Origin of the sequence: Vibrio sp. SSH13-20 (assembly GCF_040104475.1) — a bacterium.
In the GTDB taxonomy this organism is placed as follows: domain Bacteria; phylum Pseudomonadota; class Gammaproteobacteria; order Enterobacterales; family Vibrionaceae; genus Vibrio; species Vibrio harveyi.
Genome location: NZ_JBECOU010000006.1, coordinates 16084 through 42592 on the forward strand (window position 1 = coordinate 16084; position 26509 = coordinate 42592).

Genomic DNA, 26509 nt, shown 5'->3' on the forward strand with positions numbered 1-26509 from the left:
ATTCTCATTACATTATTTTAATGGTCTCAAATACACATATTGTTGCGGAGACCAACATGGAACACACGGATATTACTCAACTGCTTATTCCAAAAAGTGATTGGGCGGCGCCTGACCTCTTTCTCTATGAAGGTGAAGATAAACTTCGTCTGAGTTTAGAAGGGGCGATTCAATTTAGTGGATTAAATAGCATTGGTGGTGTGGTACTGGGCTTTAGAATGATCCAGTATGCAGTGCAATTAGCGGCGGGTGATCAGTCTTTGCAACGTGATGGCATCAGTGTGTATACCGCTTTTCCGGGGCGTGGTACACAAGATGCATTTGAGTACACGTGTCGTGCGTTACGTGATAAGCGTTATTGTTGCGATACGACGTTGCATCACCCAGCGGCGCAGACAGGGCAACGTGGTCAGTTCTTATTTACGATTCGTTTGAATGAACAGTCTATGGTGATGACACCAGCAAATGGTTTACCAAGGAAAAGCTATTTTGAAGCAGATCGTCACTCGCAAGACAGCCGAGGAGCAGCACTGAAATGGCGTGATGAGAAGATTAATTTTGCGAACACGCTTCTAAGTTTGCCACCAGAAGAGTGCTTGCGCGTGCTGTAACTCTTGAGTTGTACCAACAGAATGAATAACAAAAGGTCGCTTAAAGTGAGCGACCTTCTTGTATCAAGCATTCGCGGGAACCAGATTCCTAGTCGCGCCTAGGCTTGCTGGAATGACCTAGTTTAAGTTTTGAGCGAGTAGGGAATCTCTTGGTTATCCTTACTTCTTAATAAACAAGTGAGCGATTAACCCGCGAAGAACTCACGGCGAAAATCGGCTACCGCTTGTTGATAATAACGTTGCCAATCCGAGTCCGACAAACCCGCGTGACTGGTGGCTCTTTGCGTTGCTAATTTAGATTCAAGCTGTTGCAACTCGCTCTGATAATCGCGCACTTGCCGCTTTTGCTGCGCGACCTGTAGTTCACGAGCGTGTATCTCCTCACTCTCTTGTTCAGAAAGGTAAGTTTGTTGAAGCTTCTCAACCAAAGCCTTGCGCTCTGCATGACTCATGTCTTTCGGTATCAGTTCAACAGCGCGTTCATATTTCGCTTGTTCGCTGACCAATCCCAGTGCTTCTTGATTGCCTTGCCAATCTTGGACTAACTTCTCAAAGGTTTGCACATAGTCTTGAGGTGAAGTCGAATCCAACTGCTTTGCCTGCAAGCTGAAGTCATAGAGTGCAAACTCATCGGCAAAAATTACGTCTGCTAGTTCCCCCCATATCTTCCTCGCTTCTGCCTTGAGAAGTGCGATGCGAGAGGCAAGAGGCTGATGCTCATCAAACATTAAATTACCAACACTTTGTTGCCATAAGCTATTGAGCTGGTGGTAATTCGCCAGCAGAGCAAAACGTTCTTCTGCCATGTAGCTCTCTAACTCAGCAAGCTTGGATTCACAGTTATAGTCGGACATACATGAGTGCCAAAACGCTTCTATCTCATCCTTTAATACTCTGCCTTTGGCATCACTTAACCGTCCTGCAATTGCTTTGAGTGGAGAGGGAGTATCCTTCGCTTTTGGTACGATTGTTTTGTTTGCAGTTTGATTGGTTGTGGAAGACGTAGATGCAGCGACTTGGGGATTCGTCGCACTCTCCAATACGGAAGAAAACGGCAGAAAGCTCTCGCTCTTTTCGCCTTTGCTTGAGAACCAAATCGTGCCCGCCACAACGGCGGACACAGTAACTAACGCAATACGCTTCATGGTTTGATCACAGCGCTAACAGGGAAGTGATCCGACAGATTGTAATGCTTCCACAAACTCTCCGCTGTTGAGCGTGGAATGTCGACACGGTTATCGTTAAATGACTTCACGCCATATTCATTACTCACCATTACATAATCTAGATATTCCACATTTTCACCCCCGGATAGGGCTTCTCCAGCAAAGTTGTTGATGCGAGGATCAAACGTCGAAGCGGTATAACCAGAGTATTGCGGTTCTATCGCGCTTAGGTTGGCGATCATTTGCTGGTAATCGCCAGGGAACTTCAATTTGTTCACATTGAAATCGCCGCTGTAAACCACCGTTTCATTACTCGGAATATTGAGAGATTGCGCCATTGTGCGCATTTGCTTGAACTGACGCTGTCGGTATTCGCGTGCAGTATCAGTATCGAAAGAGGCTGTATGCGTAGCGAATACGTGATATGCCTGACCACCTTTAATGATCTCTGCGTAATTCACTCCTTTGTCTGCGAAGCAATCTGTTCCGGAGCAATCTGGGAAGACGTATTGAGCCTGATTAACGATAGGGTAACGGCTCACAATGATCACGCCACCGTCGTAAATGTTGAAGCCATCTTTATCCAGCATCTTAGTTTGGTAAGGATATTCTTTGGCGAGTTCGCGTAAGAAAGCATCGCGACCACTGGCAAACACTTCTTGCAGTGCTAACACGTCATAACCTTTGACATAATCGGGAATGAGTTCAAAACGATCACCAATATGTGAAGCAATCGCAGGCAGCGCCCAAATGTTATAAGTCATCAACTTGAGATTTTGTTCATCAGTATCGACGACTTCATCGATTTTGTTTGGAGTAATGGTGTAGTACAAATCGTCATAGCGCGCAGTGCTTGCGGATTTAAAAGCCAATTCAGAAGGGCGAGACCCAAAGGCACTAGTGCTAGAACGGTGAATATTACGATCATCTTTCAGCGTTAAATCCACATCTGCTGCAGATAAACCGTACTCAATGGTCGAGTTGTACCAATGACCTTCCATGACTTGGTTAAGCGTAACGCTTTCACCTTGCGGGTTAGACACCACAGTCTCGAAGCGATAATTCTGACCAGACTTAACACCTTCCCAGCGGTTAAAGCTGAGTACGGATTTGGTTTCCCAAGGACCAAGCACTTGCACATGTTGCTGCCATTCCTCTCCGTATTTCAGTAAATCGCTGCCTTCGTGCTTCACTTGAATGGTTAACGGTTGGTCCGAGTTATTAGTGAGGTATACGTCCGTATCTGCCAAGCTTGGTAATGCCACTAAACCGCTTAGCAAAAGACTCCACTGCGTAAATTTCATCTTGTTTATCCATAAGTTGTGTTAGAGCAATAATTCTTATTTATAAATATGACTAGCACGTTAAATATGGATGACAGATTATCTTTTGACCGAATTTGTTGATGAGTTGTGATCCAGATTCCAAGTGGAAATTGGAAAATATGAGGAGACCGAATCAGACATTTATTAAGCACTTGTTAAACAACAATTATTTCTTATCTTTATTGTTCGATGGTACCTATCGGTTTTATTGATGTAACCGATTAGACGTTGACAGGTTAGGTTGTAATAATCCCGCAAACCATTCTGTTTCGCATAATAAAGTATTGAACTTAACCTTCTGATTCCACTGCTTATTCAAACTCAAATATGTGATCGGGATAGCGTATAGAACATGCCTGTGATGAATTCTCATTTAGTTTGGAATTTTTGTCAGAACAACAAGGTCTGTTCTCTTTCGCACAAAATTAAAATGAGAGGTAACCAGCGAAGTTGCCTCACTTATCTCGTTTGCTATCAGGAGAACGAAATGCAGTCCCTTGCTCAGTTAAAAGTGAGAACCCGTTTGGCGCTTGGCTTCGGTACATTAGTGGCGCTTATGGCGATACTTACGGTTGTCGGAATTCAGAAAGTTAACTTTATTGATATGACCTTATCTGAGGTTACGGATATCAACTCTGTGAAGCAGCGCTATGCCATTAACTATCGAGGTAGTGTCCATGACCGTGCGATTGCAATTAGAGATGTTGCAATGGCGCGAAATGTGGAAGAAATGCGCGCCTTTGAAGAGGAAATCAAACGTCTGGAAGCGTTTTATCGCGAGTCTGAACAACAGATGCAAAGCATGATGGCAAGTGATGTTCCTTTTACCGCTAAAGAACGTGAGATATTGCAACGTATCGATGACATCCAAGCGAAAACACTTCCTCTCGTTCAAGAAGTTATCGCTAAAAAAGAAAACGGCAAACCAGTCACGGATTTACTTTTGGAGCAAGTCCGCCCTAACTTTGCGATGTGGCTAAAGGTGATCAACGAGTTTATTGATTACCAAGAAACGTTGAACCAGAAATTGACGCCAGTAGCGCGAGAGCAAGCAAGTGGCTTCCAAAGCTTAATGCTTGCTCTAAGTGGAATTGCTTTGCTGATTTCAATCTTAGTTGGTTTTGTTATTGAGCGTAGCTTCCGACGCTCTCTAGGTGGCGAGCCATTTGAGGCACAACGCGCGATTCAAACAATGGCAGAAGGTGAGTTAACCCAAGATCATAGTGACAGCGCACAAGGCAGCATTTTGCATTCTCTGTCTTTGATGTCAGAAAAGCTCAGCTCGATTGTCAGCAATATTCGTGGCGCATCTGAGCAATTAGCAGAGCAAGTCGAAGAAGTCTCTCGTGGTTCTCGCTCGGTATTTGATACTGCTCAACAGCAAGCGTCTCTTACGGATCAAATGGCGATCAGATTAGAAACCATGCATGCGAGTATCGATGAGATAGCCAAGATCGTAAATTTATCGGAGCAAAACTCAGTTAACACATCAGAGAATGCTCGCGATGGTCGTGAACGCATTGCTGCTGTGGCAGAACAAATGTTATCCGTTACTGCAGCCGTAAATGGCACAGTAGGGCAGGTGAAGGCACTTGAGACAAAAACGCGTGAAATTGGTGGCATCGTGAATATGATCAGTGACATCTCTGAGCAAACTAACTTGTTGGCACTTAATGCTGCAATTGAAGCTGCTCGGGCGGGTGAATCTGGACGCGGTTTTGCAGTCGTTGCTGATGAGGTAAGAAACCTCGCTAAGCGTACGGGGGAAGCCACTACTCAGATTGAGAAGATGCTGAAAGAGGTTCAAGCCCAGACGGTCGCAAGTGTGAACGCGATGGAAAGCACGCAACCACAAGTGGAAAGTTGTCAAAGGAACACAGAAGAGGCGACGCATTTATTGGTTAGCATTGAGAAACAAGCGCAGGATTCCCTTGATCGAGTGCGTGATATTGTGACTGCCACAGAAGAACAAGTTCAAGTTGTGAGTGAGCTTGTCGTGGCGATGGATCAGATTTCCAGCATGTCGAAAGAATCGATTGACTCGATGAAAAACAATGACGTCGCAAGCCAGAATCTGAACGCACTTTCTAATAAGCTCAAACAAGAAGCGGCTTATTTTAAAGTTTAAAATCTGATTGCGACCTGTAAAAAGCTCAGCGAGGATTCTTGCTGAGCTTTCTTAATTAAATTCATAAGTTTATCAATATCTTGTAAAACGTTTTCGTTTAAATATTTCTGAACTAACTTCATAAAAAATTATGCCATCAATTGCACTTAATTGTGCAAGGGGAATATAAATCACCGCTCAAATATATAACTAATTAATGAGTGTTGTTATGTCTCATACCCGTCTATTCCCACGTCATCGTTTGGCGCTAGCTTGCATGCTTGCCAGTGTTTCCAGTTTCTCATTTGCCCAAGAACAATGTGATGTTGCTGATCTTCAGCACGCGGTTGATCTTGCTTCCGCAGTGTCTGCTGCCGACTATCACTGTTACAGCTCTTGGTTTTCTGCTCCTGCTGACTCGTTAAATGATATTTACACCGAAGCGAGCTTGAGTCGCATTCAAACTGTATTAAATCAAGAAATTACTCGTTACCGAGGTGACGCCGAGCAAGCGCGTAAGTTAGAAAACTTGGGTGAATTTGTGCGTGCTGCTTACTATGTGCGCTATAACGCGCAGCAACCGAATTTCTCTCAAGCTCTGAGCCAACGCTTTGCGCAGTCAATAAATGCGTTTCTTGCTAACCCACACGCGCTTGATCAAGGTCGCGAACAAGTGGGTGCGATGAAGAGTTTGACCTTAATGGTCGACAACGTAAGACAATTACCGTTGACCATGGATGCTCAGCTCACTGCTCTTCGTCACTTTAATCGTGAGACGGCAAAAGATACGCAGTGGGTGGCTGGGCTGAACAATCTATTCCGTGCCATGGCAGGGCATGCGTCGAAGGATGATTTTTATCGTTACATGGCAAGTCACACACAGCACATCGATACCTTAGCTGCCTTTGCTCGTGATAACGCTTGGGCGCTTGATACTGATGCTAGCTTCCTCGTGTACAACGCGATACGTGAAACTGGTCGTTTGCTAGCAAGTCCGGATAAAGCGACTAAAGAAAAAGCACTACGTGTAATGCAGCAAGTGATGGTGCAAAACCCGTTGGGTAGCAAACACGACAAACTTTGGTTAGCGGCAGTTGAGATGATGAGCTATTACGCGCCGGAAGGGTTGAATGGTCTCGATTTAGACCAAGCAAAACATGATTTAGCTGCGCGTGTTTTACCGAATCGTCATGAGTGCGATGGTCCTGCAATTATTCGCTCACAAGATCTGACCCAAGCTCAGGCGATAGAAGCATGTGGCGTGCTTTCTGCCAAAGAAGCGGACTTTCACCAAGTTGCGAATACCGGGAATCAGCCAGTGGCAGATGACCATAACGAACGGGTAGAAGTGGCGGTGTTTGCTAATAATGGCAGCTACGTAGATTATTCATCTTTCTTATTTGGCAACACAACTGATAATGGTGGACAGTACCTAGAAGGTAACCCATCAGAAGCCGGCAATGTGGCGCGCTTTGTCGCTTATCGTTACGCCAATGGTGATGAGCTTTCTATTCTCAATCTAGAGCATGAGTACACCCATTATCTGGATGCGAGATTCAACCAATACGGTTCGTTTAGCGATAACTTGGCACATGGCTATGTTGTTTGGTGGTTAGAAGGTTTCGCTGAATACATGCATTACAAACAAAGCTATGACGCAGCGATTGGTTTGATTGACAATGGAAAGATGAGTTTGTCGGATGTGTTTGCAACCACTTACTCTCATGATTCCAACCGTATTTATCGCTGGGGTTACCTAGCCGTGCGTTTTATGTTGGAAGAGCATCCTCAGGAAGTGGACACTCTGCTGGCGCTTTCGCGTGCTGGTGAGTTTAAGCAATGGGCGCTGCAAGTGCAGGTATTAGGTCAGCAATACAACGGCGAGTTTGACCGCTGGTTAGATTCTGTTGCTAACCAACCAGAGCAGCCAGACCCAAATCCAGATACCAAGCCAGACGAGCCGACAGACCCTTCTGATCAAGTCACGGCGCTAGCGACCAACCAAAGCGTGGTAATTAGTGGGGAAGCATACAGTGAGCAATTGTTCTATGTTGACGTTCCAGAGAAGAGCACACACTTTGAAGTCGCGTTGCAAGGTGAGAATCAAGGTGATGCAGACCTTTACATGAGCTTTGAGAAAGAAGCGCATTACTACGATTTTGAATTCAGCCAGTACGCAGATGGTAGCAATGAGGTCGTCACTTTTGAGACCGAACCTTCTGGCTACATTAAACCTGGTCGATACTACATCAGCATTGCTGGTCGTACTGAATTTAATGCTGTGACTCTGGTTGCGACGTTAGAGACAGAAACACAAACACCCCCAACACAAGAACAAGATGATTTGGCGCCTGTAGTGTTGGAATCTGGCCAGGCAAAGACCTTAACCGTGCATCAACAACGTTACGCTGCGGTATATGTTCCGCAAGGCGTAAAAGAAGTTCGCGTATGGTTAAGTGATAAAAACAACAATGACGAAAATGGCAATGTTGACCTCTACGCTAGCCGAGCGTACTGGCCGACAGTAGAACAGCACGAATATGCATCAAATTACTGGGGCAGCAATGAATATCTGCAAATTCCAGTTACCGAAGCTGGTTACTTGCATTTCTCATTAAATGCTAAGCAGCAAGGGGATGATGTCGAGATGCTGGTATATTTTTACTGAACTATACCCAAGTAACCTTGAGATGCTAGGTTCAGTGAGATTTACTTGGTTTGTAGACGCGGCGGCGATTTAGCGATCTAGTCACTTTAATTTAAGCCAAAGCCGGACGTAGTTGTCCGGCTTTTTCGTATCAAGATTCTGAGCTTTTATATTTCTTCGGCAGAGTAGGTGAGTGGTTCTGCGATGTACGTTTACTTTGTCTGCTTCTCTTACTATCGATATCTCTTTATATCCTCTACGAGCAGCTGACATTGCTTGTCTAGCTATATCGATTGTCTAGTTATGATGATTAAAAACAATCATTTAAACCAATGTGCGGTAAATCATGTTTTGCTATTTTATGACGTGATGCTGCAATAAATTTGTCATGTTTGGGCTATAAGTTGTGCGACTTAAATGAGCGAGCTAAATGGCTCAACACTCAACCTGAAGATTAGAGAATCATGGTAAAAGCTGTAAACCCAACGGATGAAATCATCATTAAGTTGCTTCAACACCAAGGCTGTATCAAAAGCGAAGCAGAAGTTCTTTTAAAGAAAGAGGTCTACCGTCTCCAGCCAGACGAAATTGAGAAAGTGAAAAACTATGCTCAGCATTTCGGTATCGATGCGAAAGAAAAACTCATTGATGAGATCTTGGAGCTTCGAAGAGAAACGCTGTTAAAGAAGATTGCCAGCACTGAGGTGCCGAACTAGCCTAAGGTGATGCTCAATCCTGTCTCGACATTTGATCGACTTCTATACCCAAGTAACCTCGAGATGCTCGGTTCAGCGAGAATGACTGGGTTTGTAGACGCGGCGGCGATTTAAAGGTCTAGCGGGTCTAAATCAAGAATCGACAACAAAGTATACAAGCCCAGTCAACTCGCCCTTTGGGAGCGTGTCATTGACCCGATTGCTGCGTCAAACAACTTGGAAAGAGCGGGCTATTACGCTACGTTGTTTTCCTTGCTTGCTTTCGGTAAAAACAGAGAATCAATGACAACGCTCTGAATCCTGCATCTTGAAGTCACTTGGGTATATTGTGTAAAAGTAAGTAAATAAGAGAGTGAAATAAGGCGAGTTGTTTGACTCCTATCGGAATGCGTTTTAGTTTGCGGCTTAATCAATCTTTGTCATGAATAGGTTTAGATAGCCAGTATGGACTCAATTACTCAAGCAGCATTAGGGGCAACGGTTGCAGGTGCAATAGCCGGCAAACGCTGCAATGCGAAAGTGTTATTAACGGGCGCAGCGCTCGGAACCTTGCCTGACCTAGATGTGATCCTTGATTATGGTGATGCAGTCCAAAATACGATTAAGCACCGTGGATTCTCTCACTCTTTACTTGTTTTACCTCCTTTCGCGTTGCTGATTTCTTGGCTGTACTGTCGATGGAGACCAGACACATTCTGGACGTTGTCTCGAGTATTTTTTCTGACTGTGAGTGTTTTGGTTACGCACACTTTATTGGATGCGATGACAACCTACGGCACCCAGTTAATATGGCCTTTTGAGGGCTATTTTGAGCTACGGAACGTCTTCATCATTGATCCGCTTTACACCTTACCTCTACTGGTCGCAATTGGTGTCGCTCTGTTTTCTAAATCGCGTGGTGGACAGTGGTGCCAAACGGTTGTGCTGATCTCGACACTTTATCTGGGGTGGGGTTACGCTTCACAGCAGATCATTGCTTCCCGAGTGGAGCAAAACTTAATGACGCAGAGCCTACCAAATCAACAGGTGCTGATTACACCGACACCATTTAATACTCTGCTTTGGCGTGTGGTCGTGATGGATGATGGTAAATATTGGGAAGGATTGGCATCAGTTTTCGACAATAGCGAACGCATTGATTTTGTCTCACATCCTCTAGGCAGTTGGCCACTAGAGGACAAACCGGATACGTTAAAAGGGCTTCAGGCGTTTTCACACAACTACCTTAACTACCGTGTAGAGAATGATGCATTGATTGTGACTGATTTACGATTAGGTATGTCTAACAACCTTTCCTTTGAGTTTGTTTTCGCCGAGAAGAGCCAAAGCGGGGAATGGCAGTTGTTGGAATCGACACAACGTTACCCAAGTGAGCGAAGCTTAGATCTGTTAGGGCAGCTGTGGGAAAGGCTGAAAGGCGATCAAACCATTGATGCGAATTTACAACGTATGGAGCTGAGCGCACGTTCTTAGTTGGCGAGTAAAAGAGCTCCCCAACTCGCTCGTCCCTCACTGTGAGGATGACGACGTTAGAATTGCTAACGCAACATAATGTCATTCCCAAAAGCGACGAAAGGGCGCTGTCGGGAATGTCTATGGAACACTGAGTTACAGCAAGTGCCGAACCAGATACAGAAAAGCCGGATGTGATGTCCGGCTTTTTGCTATTTACTTCAGGTTCGCAACTTAAGCTGCTAGTACAGGCACACCACTGTGAAACTTAAAATCGTCGTCTGGAGTTGAAATCAGCTCGGCTTCGATACGACCAAACTCTGCCACACGCTCGCTAATATCTTTACCCGCGATTTGCTCTGCCAGAATCAAATAATCCTGATAATGACGCGCTTCTGAACGCAGCAGAGAAACATAAAACTTGGCAATATCTTCATCCATATGCGGAGCCAGTTTAGCGAAACGCTCACACGAACGCGCTTCGATGTAAGCACCGATGATGAGCTTATCAATCAAGGTTTCTGGTTCATGCGTTTTCATGTGTGAAATTAAGGTTTTTGCGTAGCGGCTTGCTGGAATGTTCTGGTACTCAATGCCACGGCTTTCCATGATTTCGAGCACTTGGTAGAAGTGGTGCAACTCTTCTTTGATCAGCAGAACCATCTTATCGATCAGATCCTGACTGTATGGTGAATCAGACTTAGCGATGATGGCTTTAGAAATATTGCTCTTACCTTTTAGTGTCTCTAATGACCCCGTTTTGCGGTAAGCGAAATCTTCGTAGGGTTTAAACCAGTCGAGCAGGGCGTGTGAACTTGCTTTGTCTACGGCGTATTTACGGATCAAGAACATCGCAGACTGACCCGCTTTAAGCTCACACAGTAGATGGTCTAATAAAATGGTTTGAAGGTTTTCTGGCTTCTTTGCTTCCTCAACCCACTCATCTGGGGTGCTGCACTGCAAGAATTGATTAATTGGAGCAAGAAGATCCTGATAGGCGTCGAGATTCATCATTTTAATTTTTAGCACTTTACATTCAAATTTGGGTTATCCAGCCTGTGTCATTTTCAGAGTAATAAGACACAAAAAAGGCTGCAAACGCAGCCTTTAATCAGATAGGGCGGAAAGCTTGTGGAGAGTTTACCACTTTTTCTTTTCACCGAAGAGCGCATCCATATCACTGTCACGCTCTTTATCGGCAATTTGCTGCATTTCTGCGTCGTTCTTGTCCTGGCGTTTCTTATCAAGATCACCAAGCATTTCTTCAAGCTTTTGTTTTGCTTGAACTGAATAAGCATCATTTTTTGTGCTCAGAGCATCAATACCTTTGCGAAGCAATTGCAGAGCGGTACCAGGCTGACCACGAGCAATCGAATCGTTTGCACGCTTAATGACGTTTTCGATGTTAATACGAATCTGCATGGTTTCCAGACGCGCGTTTTCAGTCACATAAGTTTGTGTATCGAGTCGACCTTTGTTGTGCTCGTTACGAACGGTGTCACGCAGGCGTTTTACCAGTTTCAGCATCAAGATAGCTTGCTTGTCGCTGCTTGGCATTTTAAACGTCGTGCTTTCGCCGCTTTGATTGCTCTCATTCAGTTGGGCAATCTGCTGTTTCATGTTCTCGACGCGCTGAACAAGTTGTTTGTTCTTCGGATCGAGGTCACGCATGCTTTCAAGCGCATCAAGAATGCGATTATTAAGACATAACAGTAAGTCCTTGCTGAAAGGAATATGATGAGCATGTCCAATCAGCTCTTCTGTACCGTCAATCAGTGCCACGTAGCGAGCAGACTCTTGTCTTTTCGCTGTCTCTACTTTGACCTTGTACTGCAACATGATGTTATAGCCAAGGATCAGTACCAGTAGGATGACTACCAAAGCGATTATTAAACCAGTATTCATATCTTTGCGTCTGCTTTTTTTACTTTTGTATGGCTAGCGTTCAAGAATACATGAATCTTATCTTTCTCGGCACCCTATTTGTTTGATTATTTTGCCCCAAACACGTTTTCCGACGTAATTAAGCACGGAATGCGGTGAGCTGTAAGAAAAAGCGAATTTTTAAAATTCAACTCTATGCATATTTAATCAAGGAGTTCGATTCGCTATGAGTTTGAGCTATAAGTTAGAAATTACTGTTCATTTAGTTGCTAACACGTTATAACTAATCATTATATCTACTCGGGCGAGTAGACAAGATAAGTATGACGTTATTATCTCAATCAATGAGTAAGGGATTACGATGAAGCTGCAACAACTGAAGTACATTGTTGAGGTTGTGAACCATAATCTGAATGTTTCTGCGACGGCAGAGAGCCTATATACCTCTCAGCCTGGTATCAGTAAGCAAGTTCGTTTGCTGGAAGATGAATTGGGTATTCAGATCTTTGAACGAAGTGGTAAACACTTAACGCAGGTGACACCCGCTGGTGAAGAAATCGTGCGAATTTCTCAAGAGATTCTGGCGCGGGTTGAAAGCATTAAGGCGGTTGCTGGTGAACATACTCACCCTGAAATGGGTACGTTGAACATTTCTACCACTCACACCCAAGCACGTTACGCACTTCCTGACGTGATCAAAGGCTTTACGGCACGTTACCCGAAAGTGTCGTTGCACATGCACCAAGGTACGCCTTCGCAAATGTCTGAAGCGATTGCGAAAGGTACGGCCAATTTCGCGATTGCGACAGAAGCTCTTCACCTTTACCAAGATGCCATTATGCTGCCTTGTTACCACTGGAATCGTTCGATCGTGGTACCAAAAGAACATCCATTGGCGAAGAAAGACACGGTAACCATTCACGATTTAGCAGCTTACCCATTGGTGACTTACGTGTTCGGCTTTACTGGTCGCTCTGAACTGGATACGGCATTTAACCGCGAAGGTTTGACGCCGCGCGTTGTGTTCACTGCGACAGATGCTGACGTGATTAAAACTTACGTTCGTATGGGCATTGGAGTCGGTGTGATTGCAAGTATGGCGGTTGATGAAGACCAAGACAGCGATTTGGTTGCGATTGATGCAAGCCACTTGTTTGGTGCGAGTACGACAAGCATCGGTTTCCGTCGCGGTACCTTCCTACGTTCTTACATGTTCGACTTTATGGAGCGTTTTGCACCGCACTTGACTCGTCCGGTAGTTGAACAAGCGATTTCTCTGAAATCGAACTCGGAAATTGAAGAGATGTTTAAAGACATCGAGCTTCCGGTTAGATAACACTTCATTGATGTTTCGATTCCCTCTACAATGCGCTCGTTGTAGGGGGAGCTATGAAAACGCAATTTCAATTTATTAATGACTGCTTAATCGAAAACCAATCTTTGTGGCGATTCGAGCCATTTAAAAGCAGCGTTCACGTATCGTTACCTTGGCAAGAGCAACACCCTCAGTTGTGCCAATGGTTAGCGTCTCTTAGTCCCTCTCAAATCGAAGAATATAAAGCGGAACCAGAACTTGCGCTAAAAGCACTCAGTCCGTTTTTGCTTGAACTTGAACAACTCGCAGAACTTACTTTTTTAGAGCCACTAGATTTAAAGGGTTTGGAACTTGTCCGTGGTTTAGATAACGGCATCCCCGGTCGTAAGTTAGAGCAAATTAGCTCGATGGGCGAAGCGGCGATTCAACATCATCACGGTGAAGAATGGCTAGAGTGGTGTTCAGGTAAAGGGTATTTGGGACGAATCCTGACAACGCAAACCGATCAACCTGTTACTAGTTTTGAATACCAGCAAGCGCTGTGTGATTCGGGGCAACAAGCAGCGAATGAACACCATTGGAAGATGACGTTTATTCAAGGTGATGCGTTCGATAGCAAAACGAGAGCGGTGTTTAAACCGACGCAACACGCGGTAGCACTTCATGCTTGTGGTGATCTCCATGTTCGCTTAATGCAGTATGGAAGCGAGAATGGGATTGCTGCGATGACAATCTCACCTTGTTGTTACCATCTGATTCAGTCTGAGCAGTATCAGCCGATGTCGACGCAGGGCAGGGCTTCTTCTCTCTCATTGTCTAAGCAAGAACTGCGTATTCCGTTACAACAAACAGTAACGGGCGGAGAACGTGTGCGACGTCATCGTCAGCAGGAAATGGTGTTTCGTCTTGGGTTTGATTTGATCACACGACAAGTGTTGGGCATGGAAGAGTACCAACCAGTTCCAAGTGTGCGTAAGTCGCAATTAAGTGAAGGATTTGAATCTTTGTGTCGCTGGGCTGCGGACCAGAAAGGTATCGATCTCTCTGGCCAAATCGACTTCGAACATTTCGAAAAGTTAGGCGAGAAGCGCTTTTGGCAAATGGAGCGTTTGAGCTTGGTTCAGTTGATGTTTCAACGACCGTTGGAGATTTGGCTTGCTTTGGACAAAGTACTTTATCTTGAAGAACGTGGTTATCGTGTTAGATTGGCAGAGTTTTGCGCTAAATCAGTCACACCTCGAAACATTTTAATTTGCGCTTATAAGGTTTAGTTATTTTTTATAATTAAATGCTCTATGCAAAAAAGCCCACTTTAATGTGGGCTTTTGTAAACAAAACGTGACAATTTGTGCGTTATTTTGTCATTAGTTGAACATTGCGATAGCTTGCGCTGGTTCAACGTATTCTAGGTCAAAGCTCTCAGCAACTTCTTTGCAAGTCACTTTACCGTGGATAACGTTTAGACCTTCAAGGAAACCTTTGTCTTCAAGAAGCGCTTCACGGTAGCCTTTGTTTGCTAGCTTCACGATGTATGGAAGCGTTGCGTTGTTCAGCGCGAATGTTGAAGTACGAGCAACTGCACCTGGCATGTTTGCTACACAGTAGTGAACGACTTCGTCAACGATGTAAGTTGGGTCTGCGTGTGTTGTTGCGTGAGAAGTTTCGAAACAACCACCTTGGTCGATGGCTACGTCAACAACCGCCGCACCTGGCTTCATCTTAGCGATGTGCTCTTTTGTTACCAGTTTCGGTGCTGCTGCACCAGGGATTAGAACCGCGCCGATCACTAGGTCTGCTTCTAGAACATGCTTCTCGATAGCGTCTTCAGTAGAATAAACCACTTTAGCGCGACCTTGGAATTCTTCGTCTAGTTTACGTAGAGTATCTACGTTACGGTCTAGGATAGTTACGTCTGCACGAAGACCAACAGCCATACGAGCTGCGTTCGCGCCAACTACACCGCCGCCAACGACAACAACTTTCGCAGGCTCAACACCAGGTACGCCACCTAGTAGTAGACCGCGACCGCCGTGCGATTTTTCCAACGTTTGCGCACCTGCTTGAATAGACATCCGACCTGCCACTTCTGACATTGGTGCTAACAGTGGCAAACGACCCATATTATCTGTTACAGTCTCATACGCTATACAGACAGCTTTGCTCTTGATTAGCTCTTCAGTTTGTGGAAAATCTGGTGCTAGGTGTAAATAAGTAAATAAAATCTGCCCTTCGCGGAGCATTGCTCTCTCGACAGCTTGGGGTTCTTTTACTTTTACAATCATATCTGCTTTCGCAAACACGTCTGTAGCAGTAGGAAGAATGGATGCGCCTACAGCGATGTAATCATCGTCTGAAAAACCAATGCCGGCACCTGCATTGGTCTCAACCAAAACTTGGTGACCATGTGAGATTAGCTCTCTCACGCTAGCTGGGATCATACCCACACGGTATTCGTGGTTCTTGATTTCCTTAGGTACGCCAATGATCATCCTGTGTCCTCTTTCTAAAATGGTTGTATTAACTGTTTGTAGGGTGTTATTGTCGAATTAATATCTAGTATAGATGTTGATTTGTAATATTTGGCACCAAATATTAAAAAGTTGTAGTATATTTTTTTGCAAGGAAGTAATAAGGTGGAATAAAAAATGGCAGACAACTATAAGAAGCCGTCCAAGGAACTAGACCGTATCGACCGCAACATTCTTAATGAACTGCAGAAAGACGGTCGTATTTCGAACGTTGAACTTTCAAAACGTGTAGGACTTTCTCCAACGCCGTGTTTGGAGCGTGTGCGTCGCTTAGAGCGTCAAGGTTACATCACAGGGTACACTGCGCTATTAAACCCGCAGTTTCTCGATGCATCACTATTGGTATTCGTAGAAATTACGTTGAACCGTGGTGCACCAGATGTGTTCGAGCAGTTTAACGCAGCTGTTCAAAAACTAGACGACATCCAAGAGTGTCATCTTGTATCAGGTGATTTCGACTATCTTCTAAAGACCCGTGTATCTGATATGGGTGCTTACCGTCGACTACTAGGCGATACGTTACTACGTCTTCCTGGCGTAAATGACACTCGTACGTACGTCGTTATGGAAGAAGTGAAGCAAACTAACCAGCTTGTGATTAAAACTCGTTAAATTCTTGCAAAGAAAGCGGTAAATGCTTCCGCTTTCTCCATAGAGTAATTGGGTTTTTCTCTTTGATATGGTTAAATCAATTTACCGAGCGGCTTTGTGCCGCTCGGAATGTTTTGCTTATTCCTAATTCATTTCCATATTCAAGTTGATTTATGTTCAAAGAGAACGCAAAGAAAGTCGAAACCATTATCAAAACCAGTGAAGAGCCTCAGTCTTCACGTCTAAATGGCTTCCAACGCTTAAAAGAGTGCTGCTTTATCGTTGGCGTTCTTAGCTCGGTATTGTTGGCTGTTGCACTATTTACCTTTAGCCCGGCTGATCCGTCTTGGTCCCAAACTGCTTGGGGGGGAGAGATCAATAACGCTGGTGGCTTGTTCGGCGCTTGGTTAGCCGACACGCTATTCTTTACCTTTGGTTCCCTTGCGTACCCACTGCCATTCCTGTTGACAGCAGGAGCATGGGTGATTTGCCGTAAGCGTTCTGAAGACGATCCTATCGACCTTATGTTGTGGGGTACTCGTCTACTTGGGTTAGTTATCCTCATTCTTACCAGTTGTGGTCTTGCTGATATTAACTTTGACGACATTTGGTATTTCTCATCTGGTGGTGTCGTTGGTGACGTACTAACCAGTCTATCCTTACCTACACTGAATGTGTTGGGTACAACGCTTGTGCTTCTTTTCCTATGGGGAGCCGGCTTTACTCTGTTTACCGGTATTTCTTGGCTGAAGATTGTCGAATGGTTAGGTGACCGTGCGCTTGGCTTAGTTGCTGCTGTTACTAATAAAGCCCGTGGTACTGAGCAAGAAACGTTAGAGCCTCAATTAGACGAGTTAGCTGAGGATCGAGTCGTGAGTAAGTGCGGTCAAGATGACCTTGAAGATGAACCTCTGCCGCACCTTACGGCTTATGATGTAGAAGAGCCGAAAGAAGAGGCGCCTGCACATGAATACCCGATCTACATGCCTCAATCTGCAGCGGAACAACCGAAACAGCAGTTTACGACACAACCTATAGCGCAGCCAACGTCTCAACCAGCGGTTGTGAATGCAGCGCCACTACAATCTCAAGTTCAGCATCAGGCTCAAGAGCAAGCTCAACCTCAATCAGTTGAGCCTGTTCGAGCAGTGAACACAGACAACGTGGATCCGACGGTTGAGCGTACTAAGCAACTGAATGTCACCATTGAGGAGCTAGAAGCGGCAGCGCAACAAGCTGACGACTGGGCTGATGAAACGCCACAAGTTCAAGTATCACAAGCCCAAGAGCCAGTGGTTGCACCTATTGTGGCTCAGCCTGAAGCGCCACAGTCCGTTGCTCAAGAACCAGCTCCACAGCAAGTTGATCATCAACAAGCGCAACAAGAACCGTTTGTGGCACCTGAACCAACTGTCTTTGAACAGGTCGAGAATGAGCCAAGCTACGATGAGTATGCTCAGTTTGAAGCAGATCAGGCTCAACAGCCCCAAGTTGTTCAAGAACAAGCACTGGTTCACGCGCCAATCGAACAGCCAACTACAGAGCAATCTTTACACGAAGAGCTTGTAATTAACGCTGCAGCTTTGGATAACATTGCAGAACAAACAGAGCCAAGCCAGCACATCGAGCCAACGATTTCGAACTTTGATGTCTTGGATGAAGAAGATGATTACCAAGCGCAGCAACCTGTACAGCAAGCTCAGCCTACACATGTTGAGCCGCAACAACCTGCTTCTCAGCCTGTACAACCGCAGGCTGTACAAGAACAACCTATGCAGCACCAAGCTGCGCCTCAGCCGACAGCACCAGCGCCTCAAGATGTCGAGGTAGAAGAGGTTCAAGAAGGTGACCAAGACGTAGCGGCGTTCCAAAACTTGGTTTCGAGCGCTCAAGCGAAAGTGGCTGCTCAGCAAAACCCATTCTTGGTACAACAAGAGCAAAACTTGCCAGTACCAGCAGAGCCATTGCCAACGCTAGAATTGCTTTACCACCCAGAGAAACGCGACAACTTTATCGACCGTGACGCTTTGGAGGAGGTGGCTCGTTTGGTTGAAACCAAACTTGCAGATTACAAGATTAAAGCTGATGTAGTCGGTATTTACCCAGGTCCTGTTATTACTCGATTCGAGCTTGATTTGGCTCCAGGCGTAAAAGTGAGCCGTATTTCAGGTTTGTCTATGGACTTGGCTCGTGCATTGTCAGCAATGGCAGTACGTGTTGTCGAAGTTATTCCAGGCAAACCGTATGTAGGTCTAGAGTTGCCTAATATGAGCCGCCAAACCGTGTTCCTGTCTGATGTAATCAACAGTCCTCAATTTGAACAAGCAACCTCGCCGACAACAGTCGTTCTTGGTCAAGATATTGCTGGTGAAGCGGTTATTGCTGATATTGCGAAGATGCCTCACGTGTTAGTTGCGGGTACGACTGGTTCTGGTAAGTCGGTGGGTGTGAACGTCATGATCTTGAGTATGCTGTATAAAGCATCGCCTGAAGATCTGCGTTTCATCATGATCGACCCGAAAATGTTGGAACTTTCAATCTACGAAGGTATCCCTCATCTTCTTTCTGAAGTTGTAACGGACATGAAAGACGCGTCTAACGCGCTACGTTGGTGTGTAGGCGAGATGGAACGTCGTTATAAACTAATGTCGGCATTGGGCGTCCGTAATGTCAAAGGCTTCAACGAGAAGTTGAAGATGGCAGCAGAAGCGGGTCATCCAATTCATGACCCATTCTGGCAAGAAGGCGACAGCATGGACACTGAGCCACCGTTGCTAGAGAAACTGCCTTACATCGTTGTGGTTGTCGACGAATTTGCCGACCTAATGATGGTGGTAGGTAAGAAGGTTGAAGAACTGATTGCTCGTTTGGCACAGAAAGCGCGTGCGGCTGGTATTCACTTGATCCTTGCGACGCAGCGCCCATCGGTTGACGTTATTACCGGTCTGATTAAAGCGAACATTCCAACGCGTGTGGCATTTACAGTATCTACTAAGACTGACTCGCGCACGATTCTTGACCAAGGCGGTGCAGAATCACTACTCGGTATGGGTGACATGCTTTACCTACCTCCGGGTTCAAGCCATACAATCCGTGTTCACGGTGCGTTTGCGTCGGATGATGATGTTCACGCTGTTGTTAACAACTGGAAAGCGCGTGGTAAGCCTAATTACATCGACGAAATCATCAGTGGTGACCAAGGTCCAGAAAGTCTGCTTCCGGGTGAACAGATGGAATCGGATGAAGAAGTGGACCCATTGTTCGATCAAGTCGTAGAGCATGTGGTTCAATCTCGTCGTGGGTCGGTTTCTGGCGTACAACGTCGATTCAAGATTGGTTACAACCGAGCGGCTCGAATTGTTGAGCAGCTTGAAGCGCAAGGCATCGTAAGTGCTCCGGGTCATAACGGTAACCGTGAAGTACTGGCTCCTGCGCCACCAAAAGATTAATGAACTTGTGTTACTCACCTCAGTCCAACTGAGGTGAGTGGTTCTAACAATAGGTATCTGAATGAAAAAACTATTTTCAGCGAAACTTTTCTCTGCGCTTGTTTTAAGCTTTTCTCTCTTCTCTACTGCACATGCCGCGTCTCCTAAAGATGAATTAAACAAACGCCTGTCTATGAATGATGGCTTCAGTGCGGATTTCTCACAGCAAGTAATCAGCCCAGAAGGTGAAACAGTCATGGAAGGGGAAGGTACGGTTGAAATTGCTCGTCCAAGCCTGTTTCGCTGGAGCACGACATTCCCTGACGAAAACTTGCTGGTCTCTGATGGTAAAACACTGTGGTACTACAGCCCATTCATTGAACAAGTCAGCATCTACTGGCAAGAGCAAGCAACAGAGCAAACGCCATTTGTTTTGCTAACGCGTAATCGCGCAAGTGATTGGGATAACTACAAGATTTCTCAAAAAGGGGACGAGTTCACCCTCATTCCTACCGCAGTAGACTCCACACAAGGTCAATTCCAGATTAATATTGATGCAAAAGGTGTGGTGAAAGGCTTTAACGTAGTTGAGCAAGATGGTCAGAAGGGGCTGTTCAGCTTTAGCAACGTGAAGCTTGGCAAACCAAAAGCAGACAGATTCACCTTCACAATCCCAGATGGCGTGGAAGTGGATGATCAAAGGAATTAATTGGTAGTGAGCAATTACACATTAGATTTCTCGGGGGACGAAGATTTTCGTCCCCTTGCTGCTCGTATGAGACCGGAAACGATCGAACAATACATCGGACAGCAGCACATTTTAGGTCCTGGTAAGCCTTTACGTCGCGCGTTAGAGGCGGGTCATATTCACTCGATGATCTTGTGGGGACCACCAGGCACTGGCAAAACGACATTAGCGGAAGTTGCTGCAAACTATGCCAACGCAGAAGTAGAGCGTGTGTCTGCGGTGACGTCTGGTGTGAAAGAAATCCGTGCTGCAATCGAGAAAGCGCGTGAGAATAAAATGGCGGGTCGCCGTACCATCTTGTTTGTGGATGAGGTGCACCGCTTCAATAAATCTCAACAGGATGCGTTTTTACCTCATATTGAAGATGGAACCGTTACTTTTATCGGCGCGACCACAGAAAATCCATCGTTTGAGCTAAACAACGCATTGCTGTCACGTGCACGTGTGTACAAGCTGACTTCTTTAGATAAAGAAGAAATCTCATTAGCGTTGAACCAAGCCATTAGCGATAAAGAGCGTGGGTTGGGGAATACACCAGCACATTTCGCCGATAACGTATTAGATCGCTTAGCTGAACTGGTAAACGGTGATGCTCGCATGTCCCTCAATTACCTTGAGCTGCTCTATGATATGGCTGAGGATAATGCGCAGGGCGAAAAAGAGATCACTCTGAAGTTACTTGCGGAAGTAGCAGGAGAAAAGGTCTCTCGCTTTGATAACAAAGGCGATATTTGGTACGACTTAATCTCTGCGGTCCACAAATCCATTCGTGGCTCAAACCCTGATGCTGCGCTCTATTGGGCTGCGCGTATGATGGCTGCGGGTTGTGACCCTTTGTACATCGCACGCCGCCTGCTGGCTATTGCCTCTGAAGACGTAGGCAACGCAGATCCTCGCGCAATGCAAGTAGCCTTATCTGCTTGGGACTGTTTTACCCGTGTTGGTCCGGCAGAAGGTGAACGTGCGATTGCACAGGCGATAGTTTACTTAGCGTGCGCACCAAAAAGTAATGCCGTCTATGTGGCGTGGAAGCAAGCGCTCACAGATGCTCATAACTTGCCTGAATATGAAGTGCCGCATCACCTTCGAAATGCGCCAACGAGTTTGATGAAAGACATGGGTTACGGTGCAGAATATCGTTATGCTCACGATGAGCCAGGAGCCTATGCCGCAGGTGAACAATATTTGCCGCCTGAAATGGGTGATCGTAAGTACTATCAGCCGACAAATCGTGGTCTAGAGACCAAAATCGGCGAAAAGTTAGATTACTTGGCTACTTTAGACGCAAATAGCCCACAAAAGCGCTATGAAAAGTAGGCGTTTTTGGATACATTTATTGCGTAAATTTTTTTAACGCGTACGCCTTGGAAAGTGCGCGTGATTTCACAACAAAAAGCATAGGATTAACAATGCTGGATTCTAAATTACTTCGTACAGAGCTGGATGAAACAGCTGCTAAACTGGCGCGTCGTGGCTTTAAGCTAGACGTAGAGACTATTCGTAAACTTGAAGAACAACGTAAGTCCATTCAAGTAGAAGTTGAAAATTTACAATCCACGCGTAACTCCATCTCCAAACAAATCGGCCAAAAAATGGCGGCTGGTGACAAAGAAGGCGCAGAAGAGATCAAGAAACAAATCGGTACACTAGGTAGCGATCTTGATGCGAAGAAAGTTGAACTTGAGCAAGTAATGGCTCAGCTAGACGAATTCACGCTTTCTGTACCAAATATCCCAGCAGATGAAGTGCCAGATGGCAAAGATGAGAACGATAACGTAGAAATCTCTCGTTGGGGTGAGCCAAAATCTTACGACTTCGAACTGAAAGATCACGTTGACCTAGGCGAAATGGGTGACGGTCTAGACTTCGCAAGTGCAGTTAAGATTACTGGCGCACGTTTCATCGTGATGAAAGGTCAATTTGCTCGTCTACACCGTGCAATCGCTCAGTTCATGCTGGATCTTCACACAGAAGAACACGGCTACACTGAAATGTACGTACCTTACCTAGTAAACTCTGACAGCCTATTCGGTACTGGTCAGCTTCCTAAGTTTGGTAAAGATCTTTTCCACACTGAGCCGCTAGTAGAAAAAGTAAACGACGAAGAGCCACGTAAACTGTCTCTAATCCCTACTGCAGAAGTGCCAGTAACGAACCTAGTTCGTGACACGATTTCTGACGAAGCGGATCTACCACTTAAGATGACGGCTCACACACCATGTTTCCGTTCTGAAGCCGGTTCTTACGGTCGTGATACTCGTGGTCTGATTCGTATGCACCAGTTCGACAAAGTTGAGCTAGTACAAATCACTAAACCAGAAGATTCAATGAACGCGCTAGAAGAGCTAACCGGTCATGCTGAGAAAGTTCTACAGCTTCTTGAACTTCCTTACCGTAAAGTGGTTCTGTGTACAGGTGACATGGGCTTCGGCGCTCGTAAAACTTACGACCTAGAAGTGTGGGTTCCTGCTCAAGAAACTTACCGTGAAATCTCTTCATGTTCTAACATGTGGGACTTCCAAGCTCGTCGTATGCAAGCGCGTTTCCGTCGTAAAGGCGAGAAGAAACCTGAGCTTGTACACACGCTAAATGGTTCTGGTCTAGCGGTTGGTCGTACCATGGTTGCTATCCTAGAAAACAACCAAGAAGCAGACGGTCGCATTGCAATTCCAACAGTACTTCAGAAGTACATGGCAGGCGCAACGCACATCGGTTAATTCATTAACCACTAGAACATCAAAACCCAGCCTTAGTGCTGGGTTTTTTGTTATCTGCGCCGAGTGAAGATACTCAGCTTTGTAACTCATACCATTAAGAATGTAGGGTCCGCCCAGAATCTAGCATTGCGAGATAAATGATATTTTTCTAAACGATTTCCAACGTGACAAGCTAACGAGCTTTCACCCATTGATATTAAATGTTATGCCAAACCCTCACCTTTCATTGCTCGTCACTTTTGCTCTTACCTTGACTGTTAACAATGGTGTTATCGCAAGTGAACGGATACAGCCTCAATACCTAGACAGTAAGCGAGCCAATCTCTTTTTCGCGCGAGAAATCGCGCAACCTTCCAAAGAAAATATGCAACTTCGTAACTCGCTCGATTGGGGCTATGAACTTGAATTGAGACGTGCGTCTGATGAAGAAAAATTGGTATCTAATTGCCATGACTTAGCAACTGCATATGTTATGGGTTTTACTGCGGCAAAAGTTTATGAATACGGCGCGTTTAAAGCGTATTTAACGCAGTGCCAAACTTGGAGCGAGATAGCAAAGCTCATTGCCTCTGAACGTTCGTTTATATCGGACTTTAAGCTAGATGATAGCTTTCCTAAATTTGCGCCAAGTGTACTTGCTTTTGTTATTTCTGACGAAAGTGCAGAGAAAGCAAAGACACTATCAACGTGGGATGAGGCAGACCATATCCAAAGAACTCAGGTCATCAGTGAAGTAAAAGCAGAGTACTTCGACGCGACCGATGGTTTTCAAGTCATTACTGTTGTGGCAAAAGGGGATTACAACGCTGACGGCATCGAAGATATGGTTGTTAAAAAAGAGAATAGTGTACTCAGTGGCTCTTATTCATCTTCACATGGATATGTATTAACCCGCATGTCTGAGCAAGCGCTATTTACTGTGTTGGCTGAATGGTAATGAAACGATTGGTGGTCGTTTGGGGGGGCGGTGTTGCTATGATGAGCACATTTGCTATCGCTGACATCTTGCCTAGAAAGGTCTTTGAATGTTCAGTAAACCAAACTATGAACTTTAGTATTTTTATAGAGCAAGGCAAAGGCGAGCTTATCTTTAATAAGTCCATTGCAAATAAAAGCCCAGTTTTACAGCAGATAAAACATCGAGATTATCGTGTCGAACATTATCATCGAGCGTTAGCAGATGAGAAGTCATTAGAATTTAGTATTGGTGAACGTGACATATTAATCAGTGAGTACTTTAGCGAAGAGTTTAATGAGGTGGAGAAAGTACTCAGTATTACTTTAAGGCAGTCAGGTCAAACTCAGTATTTTGAGTGTGAGGAAGGAAGTACGAGTAACCTGACATCACTTTTCCAAAAGACGTCCGACTAATTAATTCAGTACAAGATTATTACCAAAGCGTAATAGTGTTTTCGAATTTACCCTAATTATCTTGTTATTTGTAATCGATATAATCATCCACCTTACCACGGTAAGTAGATTTTCTCATTCAAGTAACGAGGAGGGCTTATGGCCGTAGGGTGGGCAAATGACGATAGTGTCAGCCAACAGATTCAACATACCATCGACGATGAAATTTCCCGTGTTCGAGGCAATATTAAGCAGGGAGAAAGCGCCCACTATTGTGATGAGTGCGGAGATGAAATTCCAGAAGCGCGTCGAACAGCAATGAAAGGCGTTCGTCTTTGTATCGAATGCCAGTCAACGATCGAATTGGTGTCGCAACGCCAAGCACTGTTCAATCGACGAGCGAGTAAAGACAGTCAACTTCGATAGCTTTCCTTGAGTCAATGACAAGAAAACGGTTTGAGTAGCAATTCAAACCGTTCTTATTTGTCTCTTTGTCACAGTGTCCTGCGTTAACCGAGAACGAATTAAGCGAAGCAATCTTCGCGTTGCAAAGCAGCATCAATCGCATTAACCAACTTTTCAATTTCGTCTGGTTTGCTGATAAACGGTGGCATCATATAAATCAGTTTGCCAAATGGACGAATCCAAACACCGTGCTCAACAAAGAGAGCTTGGATGGTTTCCATATTTACTGGGCGATGCGTTTCCACAACGCCAATAGCACCTAGCCAACGGGTGCTTTTCACCAAGTCGTATGTTTCAAGTTTTGGCAGCAGCTCGGAAAACAGCGTTTCAATTTGTTGGGTTTGTTGCTGCCAATTACCTTGCTCAACCAACTCCAAACTTGCGGTGGCAACAGCACAGGCGAGCGGGTTGCCCATAAAGGTTGGGCCGTGCATAAAACACCCTGCATCACCGCCACAAACGGTATCTGCGACGTGTTTGCTAGCTAGGGTCGCTGAGAGGGTCATGTAACCTCCAGTGAGCGCTTTACCGACACACAGAATGTCTGGTTGAATATCTGCATGTTCGCAGGCAAACAATTTGCCAGTGCGTCCAAACCCAGTTGCGATCTCATCTGCAATCAATAACAAGCCGTATTTGTCGCAAAGCTTACGCACACCTCTGAGAAATTCTGGATGGTAGATGCGCATTCCACCTGCGCCTTGAACAATAGGTTCTAGGATCACCGCAGCAAGTTCTTGATGGTGCGTCTCTACCTTGTGCTCGAAGTCAGTAAGGTCTTCTGACTTCCATTCATCCCAATAACCACAAGTTGGTGACTCCGCAAAGATATGTTCAGGCAAAAAGCCTTTGTAGAGAGAATGCATTGAGTTGTCAGGATCGGTAACCGACATTGCCGCAAAAGTATCGCCGTGATAACCGTGTCGTAAAGTGAGAAACTTTGGTCGGCGTTTGCCCCTGGCATGCCAATATTGCAGTGCCATCTTCAAGCTCACTTCTACGGCAACGGAGCCAGAATCAGCAAGAAAGACATGTTCAAGGTTACTTGGTGCGAGGGACAGCAGTTTCTTACACAAATTGATTGCTGGTTGATGGGTAATCCCGCCAAACATCACATGAGAGACCTGCTCGATTTGCTGGTGAGCCGCTTGATTTAAGTGCGGATGATTATAACCGTGGATTGTCGACCACCAAGAAGACATCCCGTCTATAAGCTCAGTGCCATCTTCCAATTTAATACGCACGCCATTTGCTGATGCAACTGGGTAGCAGGTCAGAGGTGTCAACGTCGAAGTATAAGGATGCCAGATATGCTGGCGGTCGAAGGCGAGATCCATGTGCTATTCCAAAAATAATTGAGTTTAAAAAATAACCAAATGTAAACTTTGTTGTTTTATGTTGTGTTGACAGTTTATCGAGACTCAGTAGACTGTCAACACAACAAAAAAAGTGATTAAAG

At 45.2% G+C, this 26509-nt stretch carries 21 protein-coding genes; 15 read left to right on the top strand and 6 right to left on the bottom strand.

The features are described from left to right. Nucleotides 1–56 precede the first annotated feature (56 nt). A complete protein-coding gene (locus ABMY42_RS17510; RefSeq protein ID WP_349266578.1) occupies nucleotides 57–611 on the top strand; it encodes a hypothetical protein in 555 nt (184 codons plus the stop codon). 185 nt (nucleotides 612–796) lie between these two features. Here the strand turns inward: ABMY42_RS17510 and ABMY42_RS17515 are convergent, their stop codons facing one another. Together ABMY42_RS17515 and ABMY42_RS17520 are read right to left on the bottom strand one after the other, a co-directional pair. Continuing rightward, entirely contained in the window at nucleotides 797–1756 is a 960-nt protein-coding gene (locus ABMY42_RS17515; protein ID WP_274876776.1) for a chromosome partitioning protein ParA, read from the bottom strand. Further along, entirely contained in the window at nucleotides 1753–3081 is a 1329-nt protein-coding gene (locus tag ABMY42_RS17520) for a sphingomyelin phosphodiesterase (RefSeq protein ID WP_005450833.1), read from the bottom strand. The genes ABMY42_RS17515 and ABMY42_RS17520 overlap by 4 nt, the downstream gene beginning before the upstream one ends. Nucleotides 3082–3589: 508 nt before the next feature. Here ABMY42_RS17520 and ABMY42_RS17525 point away from each other — a divergent pair. The 4 genes from ABMY42_RS17525 to ABMY42_RS17540 all read left to right on the top strand — a co-directional run bounded on the left by ABMY42_RS17525 (nucleotide 3590) and on the right by ABMY42_RS17540 (nucleotide 10045). After that, nucleotides 3590–5230: a methyl-accepting chemotaxis protein gene (locus ABMY42_RS17525; RefSeq protein WP_349266579.1), complete on the top strand. Its 1641-nt coding sequence runs from the start codon at nucleotides 3590–3592 to the stop codon at nucleotides 5228–5230. Nucleotides 5231–5438: 208 nt separating this feature from the next. Continuing rightward, nucleotides 5439–7877 carry a M9 family metallopeptidase gene (locus tag ABMY42_RS17530; protein ID WP_349266580.1) on the top strand — a complete coding sequence of 813 codons (2439 nt, stop codon included), beginning with the start codon at nucleotides 5439–5441 and terminating at the stop codon, nucleotides 7875–7877. A gap of 443 nt (nucleotides 7878–8320) precedes the next feature. Beyond that, nucleotides 8321–8572 carry a hypothetical protein gene (locus ABMY42_RS17535; RefSeq protein WP_005450822.1) on the top strand — a complete coding sequence of 84 codons (252 nt, stop codon included), beginning with the start codon at nucleotides 8321–8323 and terminating at the stop codon, nucleotides 8570–8572. A 444-nt stretch (nucleotides 8573–9016) separates the two neighbouring features. Continuing rightward, nucleotides 9017–10045, top strand: a complete 1029-nt coding sequence (locus ABMY42_RS17540) for a metal-dependent hydrolase (RefSeq protein ID WP_349266581.1) — start codon at nucleotides 9017–9019, stop codon at nucleotides 10043–10045. A 213-nt stretch (nucleotides 10046–10258) separates the two neighbouring features. Here the strand turns inward: ABMY42_RS17540 and ABMY42_RS17545 are convergent, their stop codons facing one another. Further along, the gene (locus ABMY42_RS17545) at nucleotides 10259–11038 is read right to left on the bottom strand and encodes a tRNA isopentenyl-2-thiomethyl-A-37 hydroxylase MiaE (RefSeq protein WP_009698199.1); all 780 of its coding nucleotides are present in this window, start codon (nucleotides 11036–11038) and stop codon (nucleotides 10259–10261) included. 126 nt (nucleotides 11039–11164) lie between these two features. After that, nucleotides 11165–11929, bottom strand: a complete 765-nt coding sequence (locus ABMY42_RS17550) for a hypothetical protein (RefSeq protein WP_005450816.1) — start codon at nucleotides 11927–11929, stop codon at nucleotides 11165–11167. Between the two features lie 340 nt (nucleotides 11930–12269). Between ABMY42_RS17550 and cysB the strand changes: the two genes are divergently transcribed. Both cysB and ABMY42_RS17560 read left to right on the top strand, forming a co-directional pair. Further along, nucleotides 12270–13244: an HTH-type transcriptional regulator CysB gene (cysB, locus tag ABMY42_RS17555; RefSeq protein WP_005450814.1), complete on the top strand. Its 975-nt coding sequence runs from the start codon at nucleotides 12270–12272 to the stop codon at nucleotides 13242–13244. Nucleotides 13245–13297: 53 nt separating this feature from the next. Next, nucleotides 13298–14494 carry a methyltransferase gene (locus ABMY42_RS17560; protein ID WP_349266582.1) on the top strand — a complete coding sequence of 399 codons (1197 nt, stop codon included), beginning with the start codon at nucleotides 13298–13300 and terminating at the stop codon, nucleotides 14492–14494. A gap of 93 nt (nucleotides 14495–14587) precedes the next feature. On the opposite strand, the gene ald is transcribed toward ABMY42_RS17560, so the two are convergent. Next, nucleotides 14588–15712: an alanine dehydrogenase gene (gene ald, locus ABMY42_RS17565; RefSeq protein ID WP_005450810.1), complete on the bottom strand. Its 1125-nt coding sequence runs from the start codon at nucleotides 15710–15712 to the stop codon at nucleotides 14588–14590. A 156-nt stretch (nucleotides 15713–15868) separates the two neighbouring features. Between ald and lrp the strand changes: the two genes are divergently transcribed. The 8 genes from lrp (at nucleotide 15869) to ABMY42_RS17605 (ending at nucleotide 25011) form a co-directional block, all read left to right on the top strand. Then, nucleotides 15869–16363 (top strand): leucine-responsive transcriptional regulator Lrp, encoded by a 495-nt coding sequence (gene lrp, locus ABMY42_RS17570; protein WP_005437169.1) that lies wholly within the window; start codon nucleotides 15869–15871, stop codon nucleotides 16361–16363. Between the two features lie 152 nt (nucleotides 16364–16515). After that, a complete protein-coding gene (locus tag ABMY42_RS17575; protein WP_349266583.1) occupies nucleotides 16516–19791 on the top strand; it encodes a DNA translocase FtsK 4TM domain-containing protein in 3276 nt (1091 codons plus the stop codon). A gap of 61 nt (nucleotides 19792–19852) precedes the next feature. Beyond that, the gene (gene lolA, locus ABMY42_RS17580; RefSeq protein WP_009699192.1) at nucleotides 19853–20479 is read left to right on the top strand and encodes an outer membrane lipoprotein chaperone LolA; all 627 of its coding nucleotides are present in this window, start codon (nucleotides 19853–19855) and stop codon (nucleotides 20477–20479) included. After that, nucleotides 20480–21835 carry a replication-associated recombination protein A gene (locus tag ABMY42_RS17585; RefSeq protein ID WP_029789115.1) on the top strand — a complete coding sequence of 452 codons (1356 nt, stop codon included), beginning with the start codon at nucleotides 20480–20482 and terminating at the stop codon, nucleotides 21833–21835. A gap of 92 nt (nucleotides 21836–21927) precedes the next feature. Next, nucleotides 21928–23235 (top strand): serine--tRNA ligase, encoded by a 1308-nt coding sequence (gene serS, locus ABMY42_RS17590; RefSeq protein ID WP_005450806.1) that lies wholly within the window; start codon nucleotides 21928–21930, stop codon nucleotides 23233–23235. 364 nt (nucleotides 23236–23599) lie between these two features. Further along, complete coding sequence (locus ABMY42_RS17595; protein WP_349266584.1) at nucleotides 23600–24172, top strand: ATPase; 573 nt, start codon at nucleotides 23600–23602, stop codon at nucleotides 24170–24172. Continuing rightward, nucleotides 24166–24606: a hypothetical protein gene (locus ABMY42_RS17600; protein ID WP_349266585.1), complete on the top strand. Its 441-nt coding sequence runs from the start codon at nucleotides 24166–24168 to the stop codon at nucleotides 24604–24606. The genes ABMY42_RS17595 and ABMY42_RS17600 overlap by 7 nt, the downstream gene beginning before the upstream one ends. Nucleotides 24607–24744: 138 nt before the next feature. Continuing rightward, on the top strand, nucleotides 24745–25011 hold the full coding sequence (locus ABMY42_RS17605; protein WP_005450802.1) for a DksA/TraR family C4-type zinc finger protein: 267 nt from the start codon (nucleotides 24745–24747) through the stop codon (nucleotides 25009–25011). 98 nt (nucleotides 25012–25109) lie between these two features. Here ABMY42_RS17605 and bioA read toward each other — a convergent pair whose 3' ends face one another. Beyond that, nucleotides 25110–26387, bottom strand: a complete 1278-nt coding sequence (bioA, locus tag ABMY42_RS17610) for an adenosylmethionine--8-amino-7-oxononanoate transaminase (RefSeq protein ID WP_349266586.1) — start codon at nucleotides 26385–26387, stop codon at nucleotides 25110–25112. Between the last annotated feature and the right edge of the window lie 122 nt (nucleotides 26388–26509).

Coding starts and splice junctions, on each gene's coding strand:
- ABMY42_RS17595 (WP_349266584.1), top strand. CDS start 23,600: ATGCAACTTCGTAACTCGCTCGATTGGGGCTATGAACTTGAATTGAGA.
- ABMY42_RS17550 (WP_005450816.1), bottom strand. CDS start 11,929: ATGAATACTGGTTTAATAATCGCTTTGGTAGTCATCCTACTGGTACTG.
- lrp (WP_005437169.1), top strand. CDS start 15,869: ATGGCAGACAACTATAAGAAGCCGTCCAAGGAACTAGACCGTATCGAC.
- ABMY42_RS17520 (WP_005450833.1), bottom strand. CDS start 3,081: ATGAAATTTACGCAGTGGAGTCTTTTGCTAAGCGGTTTAGTGGCATTA.
- ABMY42_RS17545 (WP_009698199.1), bottom strand. CDS start 11,038: ATGATGAATCTCGACGCCTATCAGGATCTTCTTGCTCCAATTAATCAA.
- ABMY42_RS17600 (WP_349266585.1), top strand. CDS start 24,166: ATGGTAATGAAACGATTGGTGGTCGTTTGGGGGGGCGGTGTTGCTATG.
- serS (WP_005450806.1), top strand. CDS start 21,928: ATGCTGGATTCTAAATTACTTCGTACAGAGCTGGATGAAACAGCTGCT.
- ABMY42_RS17605 (WP_005450802.1), top strand. CDS start 24,745: ATGGCCGTAGGGTGGGCAAATGACGATAGTGTCAGCCAACAGATTCAA.
- bioA (WP_349266586.1), bottom strand. CDS start 26,387: ATGGATCTCGCCTTCGACCGCCAGCATATCTGGCATCCTTATACTTCG.
- ABMY42_RS17515 (WP_274876776.1), bottom strand. CDS start 1,756: ATGAAGCGTATTGCGTTAGTTACTGTGTCCGCCGTTGTGGCGGGCACG.
- ABMY42_RS17540 (WP_349266581.1), top strand. CDS start 9,017: ATGGACTCAATTACTCAAGCAGCATTAGGGGCAACGGTTGCAGGTGCA.
- ald (WP_005450810.1), bottom strand. CDS start 15,712: ATGATCATTGGCGTACCTAAGGAAATCAAGAACCACGAATACCGTGTG.
- ABMY42_RS17560 (WP_349266582.1), top strand. CDS start 13,298: ATGAAAACGCAATTTCAATTTATTAATGACTGCTTAATCGAAAACCAA.
- ABMY42_RS17525 (WP_349266579.1), top strand. CDS start 3,590: ATGCAGTCCCTTGCTCAGTTAAAAGTGAGAACCCGTTTGGCGCTTGGC.
- ABMY42_RS17535 (WP_005450822.1), top strand. CDS start 8,321: ATGGTAAAAGCTGTAAACCCAACGGATGAAATCATCATTAAGTTGCTT.
- lolA (WP_009699192.1), top strand. CDS start 19,853: ATGAAAAAACTATTTTCAGCGAAACTTTTCTCTGCGCTTGTTTTAAGC.
- ABMY42_RS17530 (WP_349266580.1), top strand. CDS start 5,439: ATGTCTCATACCCGTCTATTCCCACGTCATCGTTTGGCGCTAGCTTGC.
- ABMY42_RS17575 (WP_349266583.1), top strand. CDS start 16,516: ATGTTCAAAGAGAACGCAAAGAAAGTCGAAACCATTATCAAAACCAGT.
- cysB (WP_005450814.1), top strand. CDS start 12,270: ATGAAGCTGCAACAACTGAAGTACATTGTTGAGGTTGTGAACCATAAT.
- ABMY42_RS17510 (WP_349266578.1), top strand. CDS start 57: ATGGAACACACGGATATTACTCAACTGCTTATTCCAAAAAGTGATTGG.